Source organism: Flavobacterium sp. OHVDL-2026-0007 (assembly GCF_059882335.1).
The window spans coordinates 569,119-589,382 of sequence record NZ_CM187612.1 but is presented as its reverse complement, the minus strand read 5'-3'; the positions used below and the strand labels follow the sequence as shown (position 1 = coordinate 589,382).

General features: G+C 36.8%; 16 protein-coding genes. 11 read left to right on the top strand and 5 right to left on the bottom strand.

Annotation, left to right across the window (positions count from 1 at the left end; genetic code table 11):
• Nucleotides 1–57 precede the first annotated feature (57 nt).
• The gene (locus tag AC51AA_RS02365) at nucleotides 58–1,632 is read left to right on the top strand and encodes a Na+/H+ antiporter (RefSeq protein ID WP_500704146.1); all 1,575 of its coding nucleotides are present in this window, start codon (nucleotides 58–60) and stop codon (nucleotides 1,630–1,632) included.
• Nucleotides 1,633–1,706: 74 nt separating this feature from the next.
• Here AC51AA_RS02365 and AC51AA_RS02360 read toward each other — a convergent pair whose 3' ends face one another.
• Nucleotides 1,707–2,429 (bottom strand): 3-ketoacyl-ACP reductase, encoded by a 723-nt coding sequence (locus AC51AA_RS02360; RefSeq protein WP_500704145.1) that lies wholly within the window; start codon nucleotides 2,427–2,429, stop codon nucleotides 1,707–1,709.
• A gap of 97 nt (nucleotides 2,430–2,526) precedes the next feature.
• Here AC51AA_RS02360 and AC51AA_RS02355 point away from each other — a divergent pair, with 97 nt between their 5' ends.
• From AC51AA_RS02355 to AC51AA_RS02345, 3 genes are all read left to right on the top strand, one after another.
• A complete protein-coding gene (locus tag AC51AA_RS02355) occupies nucleotides 2,527–3,216 on the top strand; it encodes an IclR family transcriptional regulator (RefSeq protein ID WP_500705668.1) in 690 nt (229 codons plus the stop codon).
• A gap of 296 nt (nucleotides 3,217–3,512) precedes the next feature.
• Entirely contained in the window at nucleotides 3,513–3,677 is a 165-nt protein-coding gene (locus AC51AA_RS02350) for a hypothetical protein (RefSeq protein WP_500704144.1), read from the top strand.
• A gap of 425 nt (nucleotides 3,678–4,102) precedes the next feature.
• Nucleotides 4,103–4,780, top strand: a complete 678-nt coding sequence (locus tag AC51AA_RS02345; protein WP_500704143.1) for a YceI family protein — start codon at nucleotides 4,103–4,105, stop codon at nucleotides 4,778–4,780.
• Nucleotides 4,781–4,894: 114 nt separating this feature from the next.
• Here AC51AA_RS02345 and AC51AA_RS02340 read toward each other — a convergent pair whose 3' ends face one another.
• Nucleotides 4,895–5,551: a GNAT family N-acetyltransferase gene (locus tag AC51AA_RS02340; protein WP_500704142.1), complete on the bottom strand. Its 657-nt coding sequence runs from the start codon at nucleotides 5,549–5,551 to the stop codon at nucleotides 4,895–4,897.
• A 280-nt stretch (nucleotides 5,552–5,831) separates the two neighbouring features.
• On the opposite strand from AC51AA_RS02340, the gene AC51AA_RS02335 reads away from it, so the two are divergent.
• The 3 genes from AC51AA_RS02335 (at nucleotide 5,832) to AC51AA_RS02325 (ending at nucleotide 8,434) form a co-directional block, all read left to right on the top strand.
• Nucleotides 5,832–6,701 carry a chromate resistance protein ChrB domain-containing protein gene (locus AC51AA_RS02335; protein WP_500704141.1) on the top strand — a complete coding sequence of 290 codons (870 nt, stop codon included), beginning with the start codon at nucleotides 5,832–5,834 and terminating at the stop codon, nucleotides 6,699–6,701.
• Nucleotides 6,702–6,765: 64 nt separating this feature from the next.
• Nucleotides 6,766–7,257: a hypothetical protein gene (locus AC51AA_RS02330; protein WP_500704140.1), complete on the top strand. Its 492-nt coding sequence runs from the start codon at nucleotides 6,766–6,768 to the stop codon at nucleotides 7,255–7,257.
• A gap of 7 nt (nucleotides 7,258–7,264) precedes the next feature.
• Complete coding sequence (locus AC51AA_RS02325) at nucleotides 7,265–8,434, top strand: chromate transporter (RefSeq protein ID WP_500704139.1); 1,170 nt, start codon at nucleotides 7,265–7,267, stop codon at nucleotides 8,432–8,434.
• A 351-nt stretch (nucleotides 8,435–8,785) separates the two neighbouring features.
• On the opposite strand, the gene AC51AA_RS02320 is transcribed toward AC51AA_RS02325, so the two are convergent.
• The 3 genes from AC51AA_RS02320 to AC51AA_RS02310 form a co-directional block, all read right to left on the bottom strand.
• Nucleotides 8,786–9,937 carry an acyltransferase gene (locus AC51AA_RS02320; protein WP_500704138.1) on the bottom strand — a complete coding sequence of 384 codons (1,152 nt, stop codon included), beginning with the start codon at nucleotides 9,935–9,937 and terminating at the stop codon, nucleotides 8,786–8,788.
• Nucleotides 9,938–10,199: 262 nt separating this feature from the next.
• On the bottom strand, nucleotides 10,200–11,183 hold the full coding sequence (gene bioB / locus AC51AA_RS02315) for a biotin synthase BioB (RefSeq protein WP_500704137.1): 984 nt from the start codon (nucleotides 11,181–11,183) through the stop codon (nucleotides 10,200–10,202).
• A 126-nt stretch (nucleotides 11,184–11,309) separates the two neighbouring features.
• Nucleotides 11,310–11,933 carry a hypothetical protein gene (locus tag AC51AA_RS02310; protein ID WP_500704136.1) on the bottom strand — a complete coding sequence of 208 codons (624 nt, stop codon included), beginning with the start codon at nucleotides 11,931–11,933 and terminating at the stop codon, nucleotides 11,310–11,312.
• Between the two features lie 395 nt (nucleotides 11,934–12,328).
• On the opposite strand from AC51AA_RS02310, the gene AC51AA_RS02305 reads away from it, so the two are divergent.
• The 4 genes from AC51AA_RS02305 to hepC (AC51AA_RS02290) are packed head-to-tail and all read left to right on the top strand — an operon-like array spanning nucleotide 12,329 to nucleotide 19,603.
• Nucleotides 12,329–13,543, top strand: a complete 1,215-nt coding sequence (locus AC51AA_RS02305; RefSeq protein WP_500704135.1) for a glycoside hydrolase family 88 protein — start codon at nucleotides 12,329–12,331, stop codon at nucleotides 13,541–13,543.
• A 14-nt stretch (nucleotides 13,544–13,557) separates the two neighbouring features.
• Nucleotides 13,558–15,540: a heparin-sulfate lyase HepC gene (gene hepC, locus AC51AA_RS02300; RefSeq protein ID WP_500704134.1), complete on the top strand. Its 1,983-nt coding sequence runs from the start codon at nucleotides 13,558–13,560 to the stop codon at nucleotides 15,538–15,540.
• 34 nt (nucleotides 15,541–15,574) lie between these two features.
• Nucleotides 15,575–17,554, top strand: coding sequence for a heparin-sulfate lyase HepC (hepC, locus tag AC51AA_RS02295; protein WP_500704133.1), 1,980 nt, complete (start codon nucleotides 15,575–15,577; stop codon nucleotides 17,552–17,554).
• Between the two features lie 51 nt (nucleotides 17,555–17,605).
• Entirely contained in the window at nucleotides 17,606–19,603 is a 1,998-nt protein-coding gene (hepC, locus tag AC51AA_RS02290; protein ID WP_500704132.1) for a heparin-sulfate lyase HepC, read from the top strand.
• Nucleotides 19,604–20,264 lie beyond the last annotated feature (661 nt).

Sequence of the window (20,264 nt, the reverse complement as noted above, 5' to 3'; positions counted from 1 at the left end):
TCCACCCGATTAGCAAACGGTCACAAGGTATTTACTATTAAATAGAAACCAAAAAGAATGCTTGAAAACTTCCCCTTTTATCTCGCTATACTACTCCTCATTTTATTGCTCATTATGCTGGCCAATAAAATAAAGGTAGCCTATCCTATACTATTAGTTTTAGCAGGATTAGTCATAAGTTTTATTCCCGGTGTACCCATTATAAACATCGAACCCGAACTCATCTTCTTTATTTTCCTACCTCCACTATTATATGAAGCAGCTTGGACCGTTTCGTGGAAAGAAATGTGGCGTTGGCGTCGTATTATTACCAGTTTTGCTTTTGTCGTAGTTTTTGTCTCGGCACTTTCTGTAGCCTTAGTAGCTAATTATATTATTCCAGGATTTTCATTGGCTCTAGGTTTTGTATTGGGCGGAATTGTATCACCACCAGACGCGGTAAGTGCTGGAGCTATTTTGAAATTCGTTAAAGTACCCAAAACCATCTCCTCTATTTTAGAAGGAGAAAGTTTACTCAACGATGCCTCTTCCTTAATCATTTTCAGATTTGCCATGATTGCAGTAGCCACTGAGCAATTTATCTTTTACAAAGCCGCTATGAGCTTTAGCTGGATGATTATTGGAGGTGTAGGCATTGGTTTATTGATTGGATGGTTGTTTATGAAAGCGCACAAATACTTGCCAACCGATGCTAATGCCGATATCGTTTTGTCACTCCTTACCCCCTACATTATATACATGGCTGCTGAAGAAGTACATAGTTCGGGTGTTTTGGCCGTCGTAAGTGGTGGTTTACTTTTGTCTAATAACCGACATCGATTCCTAAGTAGCAAATCCCGTTTGCAGGGAATAAATGTTTGGGAAAGTCTTTGTTTTATCTTAAACGGATTAGTATTTATGCTCATCGGATTGGATTTACCTCAAATTACTAAAGGTCTTGAAGAAGTGAGTATCACAACCGCAATTGGGTATGGCGTTGTGATTACAGTTGTTTTGATGGTGAGTCGAATATTGTCTTCCTATGGTGCTGTACTTGTTACACTAATTGCTCGTAATTTTATAACGGTAGCTGATGATAGAAATCCTGGTTTAAAAACACCTTTTATACTCGGTTGGACCGGAATGCGAGGGGTGGTTTCATTGGCCGCTGCCTTATCCATACCGGTGTATCTCAATAATGGTAACGGTTTTCCCCAACGCAACCTTATTTTATTCATTACTTTTATTGTTATTCTTTTGACTTTATTAATTCAGGGATTGACCTTACCCTATTTTATTAGAAAAATTACATTTCCTACTCTTGACGATGCCTTACCTCGAGATGAAGCGTACAATGCCCTGCGAAAAGAATTAGCCGAACATGCTTCCCAGTATTTAAAGGCTAATTATAACGATCAGATAGAAAGCAATCCTTCACTGCAACAGTTAATTCTAAAATGGGAGCAGCATAGTAACGGAATCGACGATGAATCCATTGGAGAAGAGCTAAAGGTGATCTATCTGGATTTATTAAACCAGCAAAGACAATGGCTACGAAATAAGAACAAAGAAGATCAAACTTTAGACGAATCTGTCATTAGAAGACAAATGCATTATCTAGATATCGAAGAAGAGAAATTACGCTATATTTAGCATGGGGTCAAAAGCTAAAAAACCATTTTACTCGTTCGTAAAATGGTTTTTATTAAATAAGATGCCCTAAACAATTATGGATTGGTAGACCATAATCCTATTTCTTTTACAAAAGCCCGCTGTGGTAATTTTAAGTGGTTGACCACTAAATAGGCCAAGTCTTCGGGCTGAAGCACTTTTTCTACATTACCATCGGTAAATCCGGCAGTTAGTGTCATATCGGTTGCAATAGTACTTGGGTTTACAGTAGTAACCCTAATATTGGATTTACGAACTTCCTGCATCACAGACTCCGTAAGATTGATCACCGCCGCTTTTGAAGCTCCATAAGCACTCATACCAGCGCTCCCTTTTAAGCCAGCCGTAGAGGCTATGTTTATAATGTCTCCTTTTCCTTGTAGTTTAATAAAAGGTAACACCTCATGAAGCATATAATAGGTTCCCAAAACATTGATTTGAAAAACCTGCTCCCACTCTTCTACGGGCAATTCTAAAATCCCACCGTTTTTAAATATACCAGCATTGTTGATTAGAATATCGATTGTTTGTAAGGCTGTTGTAACGCTAGCTACCGCAGCTTTAACCTCTTTGTAATTTCCGACATCAGCAGTTGCATGTACAACGGTTATATTAGAGTTTACTGTATTCAATTCTTTAACTAACTTTTCCAGATCTGCAGTGGTTCTCCCTATTAGACCTAAATTTACTCCTTCTGCCGCCAAGGCTAAAGCCATAGCTTTACCAAGTCCTTTTCCTGCACCGGTAATAAGGGCCGTTCTTCCTATTAATGATTCCATCTTATGTTTATTAATTATACTACAAAATTCAAAAAAATTGAACTTGTATACAAGTACTTGGCTTTTTAAAGTACATTTGTTTCATATAAATGAACTTATGCTGCAATCGGTACAAAAAACAATGGAAATCCTCCTGTATATTGCCCAAAACGGAAATAAGGTTCGCTTACAGGATGTTGCAGATCACTTACAGATCAAAAAAACTACGGCTCATCATTTCCTTAAATCCCTCCTCGAATTGGGTTATATAGAGCAGGATGAACTCACTCCTCGTTACCAACTTACCGATAAGATGCATATGCTTATGCCTCCTACGGTGTCCGTACCTTTACTCAAACAACGCTTTAAACCCCTTTTACAACGTATAACAGAACGTACAGGGGAAACATCCTATTTATCTATACAAATGGGCTCACACATACGTCATGAGTTAAAGTGTGATCCTGACCGTAGTGTTCGAATTAGTCTTGAATTAGGAAAAGAATTTATGATTACACATTCTGCCATTGGTAATGTTTTTATGGCTCACTCAGCACATTTAAAGGATTACATCCTGCGTTCATTGGATGCCGATGCAGCAGGACAGCTTGCCACTAAACTCAAGGCCGTTCTTCACAATGGTTACGCAGATGATTTTGAGCGCCTGGAAAAAGAACTCAACTGTATTGCTTTACCGGTTTTTGAAAACAAAAGAATTGTCGCCACTATAGGTGTTTCCGGTCCCGCTTTTCGATTTACTAAAAAAGAAATGATCAAAGCCGTGACCATTGTTCAAGAGTACTTATAAGCCGTCCTATATACACATAACTACTTAACAATATGCTAATTAGATAGCACTCTCTATTGTTTTTTTGTAACTTTACTAAAACCAAGTATTTAGCTTAAAGTTTATGTTTTTTTAGTAAAAAGATTGTTTTTTTAAGCCCGAACTCTACTTACTACTGTTGATTCAATTGACAAGCTGTAAGGACATCATACAACATTATGATGCTGATAAAATAAGCAGTATTTTTAAGTCTTAGAACGTTTAATTATAAATATTGATTCTAATTTTTTTATGCGATTCACTTAAATAAAAACATCATGGAAATCAATTGGTTTATAGTATCTGTGGTCGTCTTTTGTGCTATTGTACTCCTATTTATACTAATGAATTTCAATAGAAAAGACGAAAAAAAATTAAAGAAAAAATTAAACCACACCAAGAAATCTGAAGAAATAGAGCTCAATGATGAGCAGGGGATGTAATTTTATCTAATCCCATAAATATTAACCTAAAATGTGCTACTAACTATAGCACATTTTTTTACTACTAAAACTCTTTCATCAGAAACTGTACTTATTTATTGTTTCCTATAACTCCTCTTTGCCAAAGCCAGTCTTCTTTATTTTACTCCTTATTACAGCTAATGTGGCGAGGCCAAAAGTATTAAGTAGTTGTCAAGTTATTTCTTAGGCTTTGTTTCTATCAACTTCCAATAACGCTACTGCTTTTGAGTGTTAAGAATAGGAGAAATTGAGCTTAACCAATGGTGTGTTTCTGATCAAAAACTGGCTTGTAAAATATAATAATTTTAAAAAAATTGCATGCTACAGCTAAACAAGTCGGAAAATTTCCATAATTTAAACCTTTGAAATTATTTAGTAACTCATTATTAATTAAACACATTAACATGAAAAAATTAAATGTATTGACATTAACAGCTCTTACATTATTCTTGACGGCATGTGGAGGGAAATCTTCAAAAGAAACAACAACTCAGGAGGAACAAGAGGTTGCCGAAAAAAAGGGAGAAATAGTAGCCGTGAATTTGGAAACCTCTAAAGTAGACTGGAAAGCATTTCACAAAGGAGGTTTTGCACCACGTTGGGGAACACTTTCCCTTAAATCAGGTGAGGTATCCGTCGAAGGTGAAGAACTTACTGCAGGGGACTTTGTAATCGACATGAAATCCATTAAAGTAGACCCTGCTTCAGTAACAGAAAAAGATAAAAAATATTCAGAATTAGAAGCACACTTAAAAAGCGCTGATTTTTTTGATGTAGAGAAAAATCCAACTGCCGATTTTAAAATTACTAAAGTTACTTCCTTAGACCCTGCTGCTAAAAACGCTATCGAAGGAGCCAACAAAACCGTCAGCGGAAACCTTACTCTTAAAGGAAAAGCCCTTAATGTGAGTTTCCCTGCAAAAGTGGTTATAGTAGACGGCGTTTTGACTCTACAAGCAAAATTTACTGTTGACCGTACTGCTTGGAATATCAAATTTGGAGCATCAGAAGCTGATCCTGCAGAATGGATGATCAGTAAAGATATCGAGATTGGTATCAATGTGAGTACAGTAAAAAAATAGCACCCTATTTAATTAAATAGATAGCAATGGCTAAAATGTGGTGTGCTTTTAACAGAGCACACCACATTTTTCTTTTCGTAGGCTGCACTTTCTCTTCAAAAAACTACTCTTATCCTATGCAGTTGTATCATGTTTTGGATCATACAACATCGCTGTGCATAAACAATTCTTTCTTTCTTTACTCATAAGTATTGCGCAATTGACACAAGATTTACAGCTCTCCCAGAAAACCTCATCAGTAGTTAACTCATTATAAGTTACTGGCTGAAAACCGAGTTCATGGTTCACTTTCATTACCGCCAACCCAGTGGTCAGACTAAATATTTTTGCGTCGGGATATTTTTGCTGACTCAACTCAAAAATTTTTCTTTTAATCCTCTTGGCAAGACCTGTATTTCTAAATTGAGGTGCTATTATCAATCCAGAATTAGATACATAACGATCGTGATCCCAGGCAGAGATAAAAGAGAAACCGGCCCACTTACCATCTGATGCAAAAGCAATGACCGCTTCACCTTTGTTCATTTTTGCCTCAAGGGTCTCAGGGGAACGCCCCGAGATACCTGTTCCCCTAGCCACAGCAGATAACAAAGTCACCTCGCAAATTTCTTTTACCCAAAAAACATGGCTGGTATTAGCGACTTCTATGGCAAAGTCTGGTTGCTTCTCAGAAGATTGACCTTTAAGCAATAAGGCTGTTTTCTCTGAAAACAGAGCAGACAACTGAACGTTTTTTCCTGAAAATTCTATAGTGTGTTGTTTGGTTTTCATATTTGATTTAACGCATTTCCTTTATTATTAATACTATTAAATGTTTTATTATTAGAAATACAAAACACTATATCCAAATTACATACCACTATTAACTTTACAGTTAAATACATGCGTTAAAGCCCGTATACACTCTGTTTAGGAAACATAACCGTATTGATCACCTTTTCATATCCTTATCAAAATGATAACATTGTATCGTTTTGATAAAAGTTCAAAAAAGAACTGTAAATTAGTATCACTTTATATTGGTATTATTTTAAAAGCATAAGAAGATATTATGAAATGGATCACAAGAGAAAGACCTAAAATAGACCGCATAGCCTCTCCTTGGCTCATCAGAAAATTTATCGACAAAGAAGCTGAATTCATTTATGTTTCTTATAATAAAGTCATACCCATGGCAAAAGAACTTGATGCCATACCCTTTGATTTTCCTAATGTCGAATATACACATTATGACGGGCACAGCACTTTTGACTATATTGTCAAAAAATATAAAATTGATGATCCTGCCATAAAAATTATAGCAGGGATTGTCCGTGGCGCGGACACAGACAGACATGATATTGCAAAAGAGTCTGCTGGACTATGGGCCATTTCAGCTGGACTATCTTATAACATTACCAACGACAATGAGCTTCTAGACACAGGCATGATGCTGTACGATGCACTCTACAGTTGGGCCACACATTTGTACAAACAGAATCATCTTCAAAACAGTCCTTTTGAAAATCTATTGCATCAAGTTTATCACAAGTTCTTAGATGATAAAAAATCTGAAAACAAAAAAACACCATCCTGGGTTAAGGAATTAAAAGAAATGATTCAGGACCAAATTGATACCCAATTTACTTTCGATTTAAAACAAATTTCAAGTGATTTAGAACTAAACCCTTCCTATTTGTCAAGGGAATTCTCCAAATACTTTGAAGATTTAAATTTTGGTGAATACGTCAGAAAATTAAGAATTGAAAAAGCCATTGAATATATTGAAAATTCGAATTATAGTTTAACTGAAATCGCCTATATGACCGGTTTCTCAGACCAAAGTCATTTTACGAGGATTTTTAAACTTCACACTGGCAAAAAACCATCTTCTTACCGTAAAAAAGCACAAAAAAGTAATCCTGATACAAAAGGTAAATAAGCTTCTATTTATAGCGGTTCACCCTACCTAGTTTTGTTCTTTGAATCAAAACTATAGTATTGCTATGAAACCTATCCACCTTTTTGTACTCCTGCTTTTAAGCCAGACAGCTATTTCTCAAGAAACTTATCGTAAAATAACAGGCTATTTTGGGATTTATCATCCCCTACTTACCACTAGCAGTGAGCAGACCAATTTAAATTTCAGAGATTATTATGCCGTTGGTTTCCCCACTGGAATTAACATCTGGAAAAGTGATAAAATTGGTTTTTCCTTTGAAATCGTACCCCAAATTAAAATTCAGGGGAATAGCGATAAAGTAACACACATTGTGTTTCATCCAGGTGTTTTAGTGGCTTTAGGCCATGGATATACCTTTGCCGGTAGAATGGCTTTTGAGAGCTCTGGCCGATATGGTCTAACACCTGTAATCAACAAAACGGTAATAAAAAATAAAAGCAGCAGCTACTTTGTTGCAGTTCCTTTACCTCTACGTTTTGGAAATGATCATCCTGCAACATTCACCGTTGGTTTACAATTGGGAATTGCTTTTTAAAAAAATTATGGAAGAAAATCAAAAATACAGTTTAAGAGCCTTAGTGCTTTACTTCCTAAAATTAGGCACTATTGGCTTTGGTGGACCAGTAGCTTTAGTGGGCTATATGCACAAAGATCTAGTAGAAAACCGTCAGTGGATCTCAGAGGAAGAATACAAAGAAGGTTTGGCACTCGCTCAATTGGCCCCAGGCCCTTTGGCAGCTCAATTGGGTATCTATCTTGGATTCGTACATTACCGAATTCTTGGCGCTACATTGGTCGGTTTTGCCTTTGTATTGCCTTCATTTGTAATGGTAGTGCTCTTAGGGATGGTGTACCAATTATATGGAGGGCTGTCGTGGATCCAAGCCGTTTTTTACGGCGTAGGTGCGGCAGTTATTGGAATTATAGCCCTGAGTTCTTATAGACTCACGATAAAATCGATTGGTCAATTCAACCTAACCTCTTTTAAATCTAAATGGTTACTGTGGCTGTTTTTTGCCTTAGCCATAATCATAACCTATGGTACCGAACAAGAACAAGTCTTATTATTTATAGCCGCTGGACTTTTATACATGATGGTTAAAGCACCTCCAAAATGGTGGAACGGTAAAACCGTGAATTCCATAGTGTTATTTCAATTCGCCTTTTGGCATTATGAAAGTAGCGCACTTGTTAAAATTGCCATTTTCTTTGCCAAAGCCGGTACCTTTGTCTTTGGAAGTGGGCTGGCCATAGTTCCGTTCTTGCATGCTGGTGTTGTCATCGAAAATCAATGGCTAACAGAACAGCAATTTTTGGATGCTGTTGCCGTGGCCATGATCACACCTGGTCCGGTGGTGATCACAGTAGGTTTTATTGGCTATCTGGTAAATGGATTTCTCGGCGCTTTAGTAGCGGCATTAGCCACCTTTTTACCTTGCTACCTCTTTACCATTGCCATGGCCCCCTCTTTCAAAAAAATTGCACAAAACAGACCGGTCAAAGCCTTTGTTGAAGGTATTACAGCTACAGTCGTTGGCGCTCTAGTAGGATCAGTCATTGTCATAGCCAAAAGAAGCCTAATTGATATACCCACTACACTAATTGCCATTTTTAGTATTTTAGCTTTACTTTATATAAAAAAAATTCAGGAACCCTATATTATTCTTATCGCGGCTGTCCTTGGTATACTCATTAAATTAGTACTTTTCTAAACAGCGAAGACTTTTGTAAAACCTAACTCGTTTTAATTTTCCCTATCGCATTCATAGAGGAAATACCCTCCAGAATCTTCATTATACGCTAAAGCATATAAATTGTTTTTATCCCTTAATTATATACTTAAGCCTACAAGGTACCCTATTTGTTTGAACTCGATGTAAACGCGTCTCATTATGACCATAACTGAGCAAAGGTACATCCAAGGAAATTAGCAACAAACCATAAAAAAAGATAGGCAGTTATATACTATATACACTGCCTATCTTTTGTCTGTCTTTTACTTTATAATTTTAAAAGCCTAATGCTAACTCATCCTCAACGGCGAAAGCTTTTTATACTGCTCACTATCCCATTATCCATTTCGCTTTTGTTGGTAGTACTTTATATACAAGTACTGTGAACAACCAAGCAAAACCAAAAGTTATAATTGCCGCTACTGGAATTTGTATGGGAACCGGTACATGTAATAAATCAATAAGGATAAAACTTGGCCCTACTAAAAAATAATGCACCATATAAATCCCAAATCCGCATTTGGTCAAGTTGGTAAATATATTGATCCAAAACGGACTATTTATTTTAATTTTCTGAGCCATTAGGAAAACGGCAATGGTCATCAAGAATACATTTGGTGTACAATACAGAAAAAATAATTCAATTTGCTCCTCAGTTGAGTTTGGATCCGCAACTTTACGTCCAAAACCAATGTAGGTCACCACATAACCAACAGCAAACAATACGATACTGATCAACATGGTTTTAGAAACACTCCAATTGTTTCCTTTTGCTAAATAATGTCCTAGAAGTAAATAACCATTGAATCCAGCAAAATAATAAAACAGGTCAAATCTACCATTCCAAGGACAAGCGCCAAAGATATAAGTCGTCAAAGATTCATACAGATAGGGTAAAAAGAGTGTAATACCCCAAATATATAGATACATCCTTTTTTGCTTATCAGTAGCCCCTTTCACCCAAGCCGAGAAAACAGGCATAAAAAGATAAAGTCCAATTAGCAAATAAATATACCACATATGGGTACATAAGGCGGTAAAGGTAAAAGGGATCATGGCAATATTGCGCAAACTATCTCCCAAAGCCTGTGAAGGCGAATCTCCAGCATACACAAAAAACTTAGTTACCATAGACGGTTCAAACCCCAGTATACCAGTAAACCAAGGAAACAAATTATAGAGCACGGACCAAATTAAAAAAGGAAAGACCACTCTGCTTATTCTTTTCTTATAAAAAACCCCCATTTCTTCTTTAACCGGTAGTAGTAACATTCCAGTTAGCATCACAAATAAGGGAACACACGGACGCAATAGAGATCCGTAAATGGTCCCCCAGAAATTATACTCAGGGTTCAATCTGGCAGCAGGTGAAATATTAAAAGGATCGGTACAATGCACACAAATTACCATAAACATGGCAATGAAACGAAGAACATCAGCCCAAATAATACGCTGCTGGTTTAAAGAAGAAGAAGAATTCATACTATAATGTAGTGGGTTATAATCTCTGCTTGTGGCTCAACATTGATTCTCAAGCAGAGATTCATTTATTTTTAATTTAAAACGTACTAGTCGTTGCAGAAAATTTTAAAAACAAATATAACATTATATCTAGATTGAAAAAGCCAACACACCCCCTATTCCACAAAAACGTCACTTGACGGCTTCATCTGCTGGCTGTAGATTCGTATACGAATGCCTACAATCGGTGATTTTTTTAAAGAATATAGGAAACAGCTCCCTTTTAACAGGCTGAAGTTTCTCTTTTCATTGGTTTTAACCCTAATGTTTTCAACATTTGCATGTCTTCAGAAACTCCAGGATTTGGTGTAACCAGTAAGGTTTCTCTTTCTCCTGTGAAAATAGAGTTAGCTCCTGCCATAAAACACCAGCCCTGCTCAAATTCTGTCATTTCTATACGTCCTGCACTCAGACGAACCATAGAGGAAGGCATAACGATTCTGGCCGTAGCGATCATCCTTACCATTTCCCAGCTGTCCACTTTCTCATTATCCTCAAGCGGAGTTCCTGCCACTCTTGCCAAGGCATTGATCGGCACTGATTCCGGATGTTTAGGCATCGTGGCTAAGGTTAAAAGCATCGAGATTCTATCTATATGTGTTTCTCCCAATCCAATAATTCCGCCTGAACAAACCGTCATCCCGGCTTTTCTAACATTATTGATGGTGTTGATTCTATTGTCAAAAGTTCGTGTAGAAATGATTTCCTCATAATATTGTTCTGAAGTATCCAAATTGTGGTTGTAAGCATACAAACCTGCTTCTTGTAAACGAACCGCTTGGTTTTCGGTCAACATCCCTAGGGTACAACACACTTCCAATCCTAATTCATTAACCCCTTTTACCATATCAATAACCCTGTCAAAATCACGGTTATCTCTTACTTCTCTCCAAGCCGCAGCCATACAAAAACGAGAAGAACCATTGTCTTTTGCTTTTTGGGCATGGGCAATTACGGTTTCTGTGGGTAATAAAGCTTGCACTTTAATATTGGTATGATAACGTGCAGCCTGACCACAGTAGGAACAATCTTCCACACAACCACCCGTTTTAATAGACAACAAGGTAGACATCTGTATTTCTTCGGGATTGTGCCATTGACGATGAACTGTTGCTGCTTTATAGATCAATTCCATTAAAGGTTGATGATAAATTTGCTCTATTTCTTCTTTGGTCCAATCATTTCTAATTGCTGCTTTTTGATCCATTATCTTTAAATTATTAGTTGTTTTGTACTACTTACTTTGTTTTGTTTTTGTTTTTTGCTGTTCCTTCTACAATTCAAGTATTTTGAAGTTCATAGCTCAAAAATCAGGAATCATTATCGAAAAGAGTTAGGCATACTTGAGCTGCGTGACTTCTTTAGTAATGGCTTTGATCCACTGCTGATGTAATTCTTTTTCAATTTCCAGAATATGCTCCGCATGAATCGTCCAATCTTCTGCAAATTCATTGAGTTGATGGATCATTTCTTCTAAATGACCTTCTTCTTCCAAAATGATGGATTTTACCATGATTTTAGACGATTTTTTTTCCAGTACCTCTTGATAAACAGGATACAATTCATCTGCACGTACTTCAATGGCATAGGTCACAAAAAGATAGGCCGCAAATTTTAACTCTTCTTTGCTAAGCTCAAAAGCTTTTCGAAGATAGCGGCAGGCTTTTATATCTAAGGCGTCTAGATATTGTCTCGTACCGATTGGTGCAAGTAGTTCTGAACTTTCATAGGTTTTGCAAAAGTTGGAATTAATTTTTCCTATCTGCTTTTTTAAATAATAAGCGTGACGATGCTCCTCGGCAGCATGCTTCAATTGTATTAAACTTACCTTTGTAGGATGTTCGCAAGCTGATATTTTTCTGGCTCCAGCATTTTCCATAAAAGAAAGTGTGTTCAACCATTTGGCATGTACTTCGTGATCCTGTACAATTCTTTCGAGTAGACTATAGAATTCCATAGATTTTAATTTTATCAAGCAAATGTACTGCATCACCGGATGACTAAAAGGTACCGGTTTTGATATTATAGATAGTCCGGATTAAATTCCTTAAAACTCGCACTATCAAGAGTACAGATAGTTACTATAGAAGTATTCGCATCAAATGGACTGTGCTTTACTATTCCTTAACCACTATACACAATCTCCTCTTGACCTCCCAAACGAAAACATATAAATCATACTTCATGAGAAGTAAATAACATTCCAATGGTGCCAAATAAAGGTTCGCCTACTATGTTTGCACAAATTCAAAACATTTATACCAGAATTTGAAAGACCGTTTTTGAACTCCAGTTTAACTTCGCTTTATTAAATATTCAAACAAACTGAATGTAGATATAAACAATTAAACTATGAAAAAAACCTTAAACCTCTTTTTAGCTATTTGTACCATTAGCTTAAGTTCTTTTGCAAAACCCATTGAGAATGATCCCTCTTTGACTTGGTTTAAAAAAACAACCGAAGTAATTCAGTTCCAATTAAACAAAGCAGCTCAAACTTACCAACCAGGTAAAAACCCACGTTCTGTCAATCCAAATGGAACGGTAAGATTAGCAGGTTTAACCGATTGGACCACTGGTTTTTTTCCAGGAAGTCTTTGGTACGGTTATGAACTCACCGGAGATAAGAACTTGGCTCAAGAGGCTAAAAAATTCACCCTTGCTCTGGATTCTATCCGAAATATAAAAAACACACATGATGTAGGGTTTATGTTGTATTGTTCTTATGGTAATGCCTACAGAATTACGGGCGATAAAATTTATCTTCCCGTGTTAGCAGATGGTGCGGCCAATCTTAATGCCCGCTTTAGCCCAACAGTAGGAACCATACGTTCTTGGGATTTCCCTTGGTGGCATTATCCTGTCATTATAGACAATATGATGAATCTGGAGTATTTGTATTGGAGTGCCAATGAGTTTAACAAACCAGACTATGCTAAATCCGCCAGCACACATGCTTTAACTACTATGAAAAATCATTTTAGAAAAGATTATAGTTCATATCATCTCGTAGACTATGATCCTAAAACAGGTAAAGTATTGCGTAAAGCAACGCATCAAGGTGTTACCGACGATTCTGCTTGGGCTCGTGGTCAAGCATGGGGACTTTATGGCTATACGGTCTGTTACACCAAAACCAAAAATCCTAAATTTTTAGCACAGGCTGAACATATTGCCTCTTTTATCATGAACCATCCTCGTATGCCTAAAGATAAGGTACCTGTTTGGGATTTTGATGTGCATAATGCCATGGATACTGCAGAACTAGCACCAAGAGATGCTTCGGCAGCGGCAGTTATAGCTTCGGCTTTATTGGATTTAAGTACTCAGGTAAAAGACGGTAAAAAATATGCTGATTATGCTGAAGACATTTTAAAATCATTATCATCCGATACTTATTTGGCTAAGCCAGGTGAGAATAATTATTTTCTTCTAAAACACAGCGTCGGTGCTTTTTTATATAATTCAGAAATAGATACACCTCTTGATTACGCCGATTATTACTATTTAGAGGCTCTGAAAAGGTACGCTACTATTAAAAAAATTGATTTTTCTACAAAATCATAATACATACGATAGAGATGATTCCAAAAAAAAGTGCTTTCTTTTTTACATTGATCTTGCTTCTTGCTCAAAACATTTTTGCACAAGAAGCACAAATAGACCCATCGAGTTTCGATGGGATCAACCTCGATTATAAAGGTCTTGAAAATGTAAAAGCCTTGGTGGCAACTAAAAAGTATCAGCAAGCCGGTGAAGAACTATTGCAATACTATCGTAAACGAAGCGATGTCAAACATTTGGATTTTAACACCTCCGATATAAAAAACCTTTCCAATAAAAAACCTAATGCTAACACCTTAGCATTAGCCAATGCAATATTACAGCACCAGTTTAAACCTCATAAAGGGTACCCTAGCTATGATTATGGCAAAGATATCAATTGGCAATATCGTCCTGTACAAGATCAACTCCTTACCACCTTTTTACATCGAACTGCTTTTTGGGAGTCTTTAGGAATTGTATATTGCAACACTGGTGATGAGCAATATGCCAAAGAATGGGTATTTGAACTGGGCGATTGGATTAAGAAAAACAAACAAGGAGCCTACCCAGATGATAAAGACTATGCTTGGAAGGCATTTGTAGTATCCTTTAGACTTAAACATTGGTCGGGATATTTTAATATGTTCCTAAATTCTCCCCATTTCACACCCGCTTTTTTAATGGAGTTTCTAAACTCATACAACCAGCAGGCCAATTATGTAATGTCCAACTATACTGATATTGGCAATCATCGATTGTATGAGGCCCTTCATATGATGTATGCTGGTAGTTCATTCCCTGAAATGAAACAAGCCTTAACTTGGCGCAAAAGTGGGATAACGATTTTAAATGAAGAAATAAACAAACAGGTATTAGCAGATGGTGTACAGTTTGAACTATCGCCTTCCTATCATATTGGTACCATTGGCATCTTTTTAAATGCCTTGCAAATTGCACAATTGAATCATGCAGAAAAAGAGTTTCCAGAGCGTTACCGTGATTTAACTCAGAAAATGATAGTAGCAGTAGGAAAATATTCCTTCCCCGATTATACCATTCCTCTTTATGGCAATTCTTTTTCTACCACCAAAACTGCAATGGTCAAGAGCTACGAGCAATGGTCAAAAGTTTTCCCAAAGAATAAAATCATTCAATATTACGCTACGGCTGGAAAATCTGGTGAACAACCTGACTATCTTTCAAGTAGCCTACCCAATGCAGGATTTTATGCCTTCAGAAGTGGTTGGAGCACCCAGTCCACGGTAATGCAAATAAAAGCGGGACCTCCTGCCGAGTTTCACTCCCATCCCGATAATGGCAATTTTGTCCTATGGGTTAACGGACGTGATTTTACTCCTGATTCCGGTAGCTTTATATATGCCAATGTTGGCAATCAAGAAAATGCAAAAAGAGATTGGTACCGTTCCACCAAAGCACATCAAACCCTAACCCTTGACAACAAAAACATCCTTAATGATGCAAAAGTACTCCAATGGCAACCAAAGGGTGCACAACAGTTGCTTTCTTATGTAAACCCAAGCTACCAGGACTTAAGTCATCAACGCAGCTTCTTTTTTATTGATGAAAATTTCTTTATCATTATTGATAGAGCCCTGGGAACGGGTAAAGGCAATTTGGGGATTCATTATAATCTAAAAGAAGATAGCAAAGCGATTATCAATACTTCAAACCATAGTATCAACACTCAGTATAGTGATGGCAATAATCTTTTGATACAAATCCTAAATCCAGCTCAGGTAAGGCTAATGGAAGAGCCTAGTTTTGTATCCTACCAATACCAAAATGAAACTAGTCGTCCCGCTTTTGTATTCGAAAAACCCAAAAATAACACCACCACTCAAGGTTTTATTTCTTTACTTTATCCCTACCAAGGTAGCGTTGTCCCTACAGTAAAAATCACTGAAAATCCTCAGCATGATCTCGCTAAAGGAATCATTGATATCACAGTAGTCATTAATGGTAAAACCAATTATATAAAGGAAAACCTAAACCTTTAAAGAAAAAAAACAAACTTCTTTTAACGACAAACCGATGACACAATCAAAAAATATAATCCTCCTTTTTTTTATACTAAGCACTGTTTGGTTGAGCCAGGCACAGCAAATCGGTATAAAGAAAGAAAGTTTCAGCACCATAAACCTCTCTTTTCCCGGATTGGAAAAAGTAAACAGTCTCGTTTCTCAAGCTAAGTACGATGATGCTGCTACAGCCTTACTTACCTACTATCGCAATCGAAAAAACATTAAAAATCCTGATTTTAATATAGGTGATCAAGCGCGTTTTAGAGGAAAAGATATTGGAAAAGCCAATCAGGAAAAAGCTGATAATGCTTTATTACATCTGTTTAAGCCACAAAAGGGATATGGCTTTTATGATTACGGAAAAGACATCAACTGGGAATATTGGCCTGTAAAAGACAATGAAGTACGTTGGCAACTCCATCGTGTAACCTGGTGGCAACCAATGGGAATGGCCTATCGCAGTAGCGGTGATGAAAAATATGCCAAAGAGTGGATTTTTCAGTTCAGGGATTGGGCTAAAAAAAATGCTTTAGGCTTATCCAAAGAAAATGATCGTTATGCCTGGCGTGCCTTAGAAGTTTCTGAGCGTGTACAAAGTTTGCCGGGAACTTTTAATTTATTTGTGAATTCGCCAAACTTCACACCCGCCTTTTTATTGGAGTTTCTAAACCTTTTTAACCAACATGCCAATTACATCCCTGCCCATTATAGCAAAGAGGGCAATCACTTGTTATTCGAAGCACAAAGAGTTTTAGGTGCTGGCAGTATTTTTCCAGAACTTAAAAATGCAGAAACTTGGCGTAAAAGTGGTATCGAAGTCCTTAACCGTGAAATAAAATTACAGGTCTTTGCTGATGGGATACAATGGGAGCTTTCGCCAACTTATCATGTAGCCAGTATTGAAATTTTCCTGAGAGCTTATAACTCAGCTAAAATGGCAGGTGTAGCCAATGAGTTTCCGGAAAGCTATGTAAAAACCATCGAAAATATGGCGGTGGCAACAGCAAAAATTTCTTTTCCTGATTATAACAACCCTATGTTTGGCGATTCATGGCTTACCACTAAAGAGTCACGTATAAAGCAATTTCAAACTTGGGCAAAACTATTTCCGGATAATCAATTACTAAGATATTTCGCTACCGACGGCAAAGAAGATGCTACTCCTTACTTGTCAACTGCACTGGAAAACGCGGGATTTTATACTTTCAGAAACGGATGGAACGATAAATCGACCGTAATGATTGTAAAGGCTGGTCCTCCTGCAGAGTTTCATGCCCAACCCGATAATGGAACTTTTGAACTTTGGATAAAAGGACGAAATTTCACACCCGATACAGGCTGTTACATCTACAGTGGCGATGCTGAAGTGACAAAAATGAGAAATTGGTACCGTCAGACAAGAGTACATACGACTTTGACCTTAGACAATCAGAATATGGTCATTACCAAAGCCAACCAAAATCAATGGAAAACGAGTGTAAACCTAGACGTACTAACCTATACCAATCCAAGTTATACTGATTTAAACCATCAACGCTCTGTGCTTTTCGTAGACCAGAAGTATTTTGTCATCATAGATAAAGCTATTGGAAAAGCTACCGGAAATTTAGGCGTTCATTTTCAATTAAAAGAAGATAGTAATCCTGTTTTTGATCGTGCAAATAATAGCGTTTATACCACTTATGAAGACGGCAACAATCTTTTGATACAGTCTTTAAACACAGACAAAGTAGTACTCAATCAAGAAGAGGGAAAAGTATCCTATGTGTATGCCAAAGAAATACCTAGACCTGCTTTTGTTTTCGAAAAACCTAAAAACGATGATAAAACGCAACAATTTGTAAGTATAGTGTATCCATACGATGGTAATAAAGTTCCAAAAATCAGCATTAAAGTAAATGCTGGCAATGATTTTGAAAAAGGGAACCTCGATCTTAGCCTAATCATAGATGGCAAAAAAAGCGAAATAAAAGCTAATTTGTATAACTAACGTGGGAAGACGACCTCAAATAATAGGCAACCTACTAAGAACATTAAAGTTATGAAACCAACATTTTATAAATCAATAAAAGTATTGACTCTTTCTAGTTTTTTACTTTTTGTCCTACCTATAAAGGCGCAGCAGCCCTCAACTCTTACCCAATCCAGTTTTGATGCGATCAATCTTTCTTATGTAGGCCTAGAAAAAGTAAAACTAGCCGTTGAAACAGCTCAATATCAAGAAGCAGCTACAGCTTTATTACAGTATTATCGAACCAAAATAGGTTCAAAACAACCTGATTTTAGCAATTTGGAAGTACCGGTGGATACAAAGGGTCCACTTGATGCCAAAAACCAAGAGATTGTAGCCAACGCCCTGTTACACCGTTTTAAAACGCAGGAAGCTTACGGATTTTTTGATTTCGGTAAAGACATCAACTGGCAGCTTTGGCCTATAAAAGATAACGAAGTACGTTGGCAACTACACCGATTAAAATGGTGGTTACCCATGGCTTTGACTTACAAAAACACTAAAAACGAAGCATATGCTCAAGAATGGATCGCTCAATTTTCAGATTGGTCAAAGAAAAATCCCTTAGGATTATCTTCTGATAATGACAAGTTTGCTTGGAGACCCTTAGAAGTATCAGACAGGATCCAAAGCCTGGTCCCTATAGTGAGTATATTTATTAATTCACCTCATTTTACGCCTGATTTCTTAATGGAATTCTTAAGAAATTACCACCTACAAGCGGATTACTTATCTAATCATTTTGCCAGCGAGGGTAACCATCGCCTATTTGAAGCCCAGCGTACTTTATTTGCAGGGGCAACCTTCCCTGAATTTAAAAACGCAGCCAACTGGCGCAAAGTGGGTATAGAGGTACTTACCACTGAAATCAAGAAACAAGTTTATCCCGATGGTCTGCAGTTCGAATTATCCCCAGTATACCACGCTGCTAGCATTGATATTTTTGCAAAAGCCTTTAAAGGAGCCCAAAAAGCAGGCATTGAAAGCGAATTTCCTACTAGCTATAAGGAAACTGTAGAAAAAATGGTCATGGCGTTCATTAATATAACTTTTCCAAATTACAACCAACCCATGTTTGGAGATTCTTGGTTGGCAAAAAAAGAATTGAGGATAAAACAATTCAGCTCCTGGTCTGAACTGTTTCCACAAAATCAGTTCATCCAATATTTCTCCACAGAAGGTAAATCTGGACAAAAACCAAACTGGTTTTCTAATGCGTTGCATACTGCAGGATTTTACACTTTCCGAAATGGCTGGGATGAAAAATCGACCATTTTAATCTTAAAAGCCAGCCCTCCGGGAGAGTTTCATGCCCAACCGGATAATGGTACTTTCGAGCTTTGGGTTAAAGGACGCAATTTCACGCCTGATGCTGGATCATATGTGTACAGCGGAGATGCCGAAATTACAAAAATGAGAAACTGGTACCGTCAAACAAGGGTACATACTACCCTTACATTGGACAACCGTGATATGATCATTACCAAAGCCCAAGAAAACAACTGGAAAACCAGTAAGAATTTAGATGTATTAACCTATACCAACCCTAGTTATGAAGATTTAAACCACCAGCGCACTGTGATTTTCATCGACCAGAAGTATTTTGTCATCATAGATAAAGCTATTGGAAAAGCCACCGGAAATATAGGTACTCATTTTCAGTTAAAAGAAGACAGCAATCCCGTTTTTGATAAAGCTAAAAATAGAGTTTATACCACTTATGCGGATGGTAACAACCTTTTGATACAATCCTTAAATACAGACAAAGTAGTGCTTAACGAAGAAGAAGGAAAGGTCTCTTATACTTACCAAAAAGAATCAAAAAGACCGGCTTTTGTTTTCGAAAAACCTAAAAACGATGATAAAACACAACAATTTGTTAGTATCGTTTATCCGTACGATGGTGAAAAAGCACCCGAAATCAGCATTAAAGCCAATCTTGGTAATGATTTCGAAAAGGGAATCATTAGCTTAGAAATCAGCATTGATGGCAAAAAAACGCAAATTAAAACCGATCTGAAGAACTAAGAAACTTTAGCTTCGAGTAAAATTCCCCACCCAAACGGCATTTAAAAGCAATTTTAGATGCCGTTTTTTTTGTCCCTATAATCCGGATGAACAAAAAAAGAAGCTCCTCCCTCAAGGTGAGTAACCAAAAGAAGCCTCTCTATCTTCATTTATTGGAAACACCTCTCTGACGGAATCTCAAAATGTATTACCCTCAAAGTTTTAATACGTTTTATCCTAATCATTAAAAAGTAACGCTTTATTTTTAGCTACCGATCCCCTTTAAAAACAACTGCGGAACTTAACTTTATATTTTCCATCAATTAACCTTTATAAAACACCTCCTATTTCAAAAAACATTAGTATTTACGGTACTTTCTTTAAAAAAAAAATTCTAGAAAAAAGCCTAAAATACTGACTAACAACAAATATTCAATTAACGAAAACGTTATATTAATCAAAATCAATAGCATTCTGGACGTATTCAAAACTGTCATCTGGACCCGATTTATACATTTGTTTTAATTAAATCAAAAAAAAACATGACCATGTTAAAACAACCGAACCACACCCAACAAAATCTATTTTTATTCAACAAGCGGAAAATACCCCTGCCCCTTTCTCACGTTAATAAAATGTTATAATTTTCTACAAAATTAACAATTGAGTATTTGAGGCAATG

Excerpts from the sequence above, each read along its gene's own strand:
- AC51AA_RS02365 (WP_500704146.1), top strand. The coding sequence starts at position 58 with ATGCTTGAAAACTTCCCCTTTTATCTCGCTATACTACTCCTCATTTTA.
- AC51AA_RS02360 (WP_500704145.1), bottom strand. The coding sequence starts at position 2,429 with ATGGAATCATTAATAGGAAGAACGGCCCTTATTACCGGTGCAGGAAAA.
- AC51AA_RS02355 (WP_500705668.1), top strand. The coding sequence starts at position 2,527 with ATGCTGCAATCGGTACAAAAAACAATGGAAATCCTCCTGTATATTGCC.
- AC51AA_RS02350 (WP_500704144.1), top strand. The coding sequence starts at position 3,513 with ATGGAAATCAATTGGTTTATAGTATCTGTGGTCGTCTTTTGTGCTATT.
- AC51AA_RS02345 (WP_500704143.1), top strand. The coding sequence starts at position 4,103 with ATGAAAAAATTAAATGTATTGACATTAACAGCTCTTACATTATTCTTG.
- AC51AA_RS02340 (WP_500704142.1), bottom strand. The coding sequence starts at position 5,551 with ATGAAAACCAAACAACACACTATAGAATTTTCAGGAAAAAACGTTCAG.
- AC51AA_RS02335 (WP_500704141.1), top strand. The coding sequence starts at position 5,832 with ATGAAATGGATCACAAGAGAAAGACCTAAAATAGACCGCATAGCCTCT.
- AC51AA_RS02330 (WP_500704140.1), top strand. The coding sequence starts at position 6,766 with ATGAAACCTATCCACCTTTTTGTACTCCTGCTTTTAAGCCAGACAGCT.
- AC51AA_RS02325 (WP_500704139.1), top strand. The coding sequence starts at position 7,265 with ATGGAAGAAAATCAAAAATACAGTTTAAGAGCCTTAGTGCTTTACTTC.
- AC51AA_RS02320 (WP_500704138.1), bottom strand. The coding sequence starts at position 9,937 with ATGAATTCTTCTTCTTCTTTAAACCAGCAGCGTATTATTTGGGCTGAT.
- bioB (WP_500704137.1), bottom strand. The coding sequence starts at position 11,183 with ATGGATCAAAAAGCAGCAATTAGAAATGATTGGACCAAAGAAGAAATA.
- AC51AA_RS02310 (WP_500704136.1), bottom strand. The coding sequence starts at position 11,933 with ATGGAATTCTATAGTCTACTCGAAAGAATTGTACAGGATCACGAAGTA.
- AC51AA_RS02305 (WP_500704135.1), top strand. The coding sequence starts at position 12,329 with ATGAAAAAAACCTTAAACCTCTTTTTAGCTATTTGTACCATTAGCTTA.
- hepC (WP_500704134.1), top strand. The coding sequence starts at position 13,558 with ATGATTCCAAAAAAAAGTGCTTTCTTTTTTACATTGATCTTGCTTCTT.
- hepC (WP_500704133.1), top strand. The coding sequence starts at position 15,575 with ATGACACAATCAAAAAATATAATCCTCCTTTTTTTTATACTAAGCACT.
- hepC (WP_500704132.1), top strand. The coding sequence starts at position 17,606 with ATGAAACCAACATTTTATAAATCAATAAAAGTATTGACTCTTTCTAGT.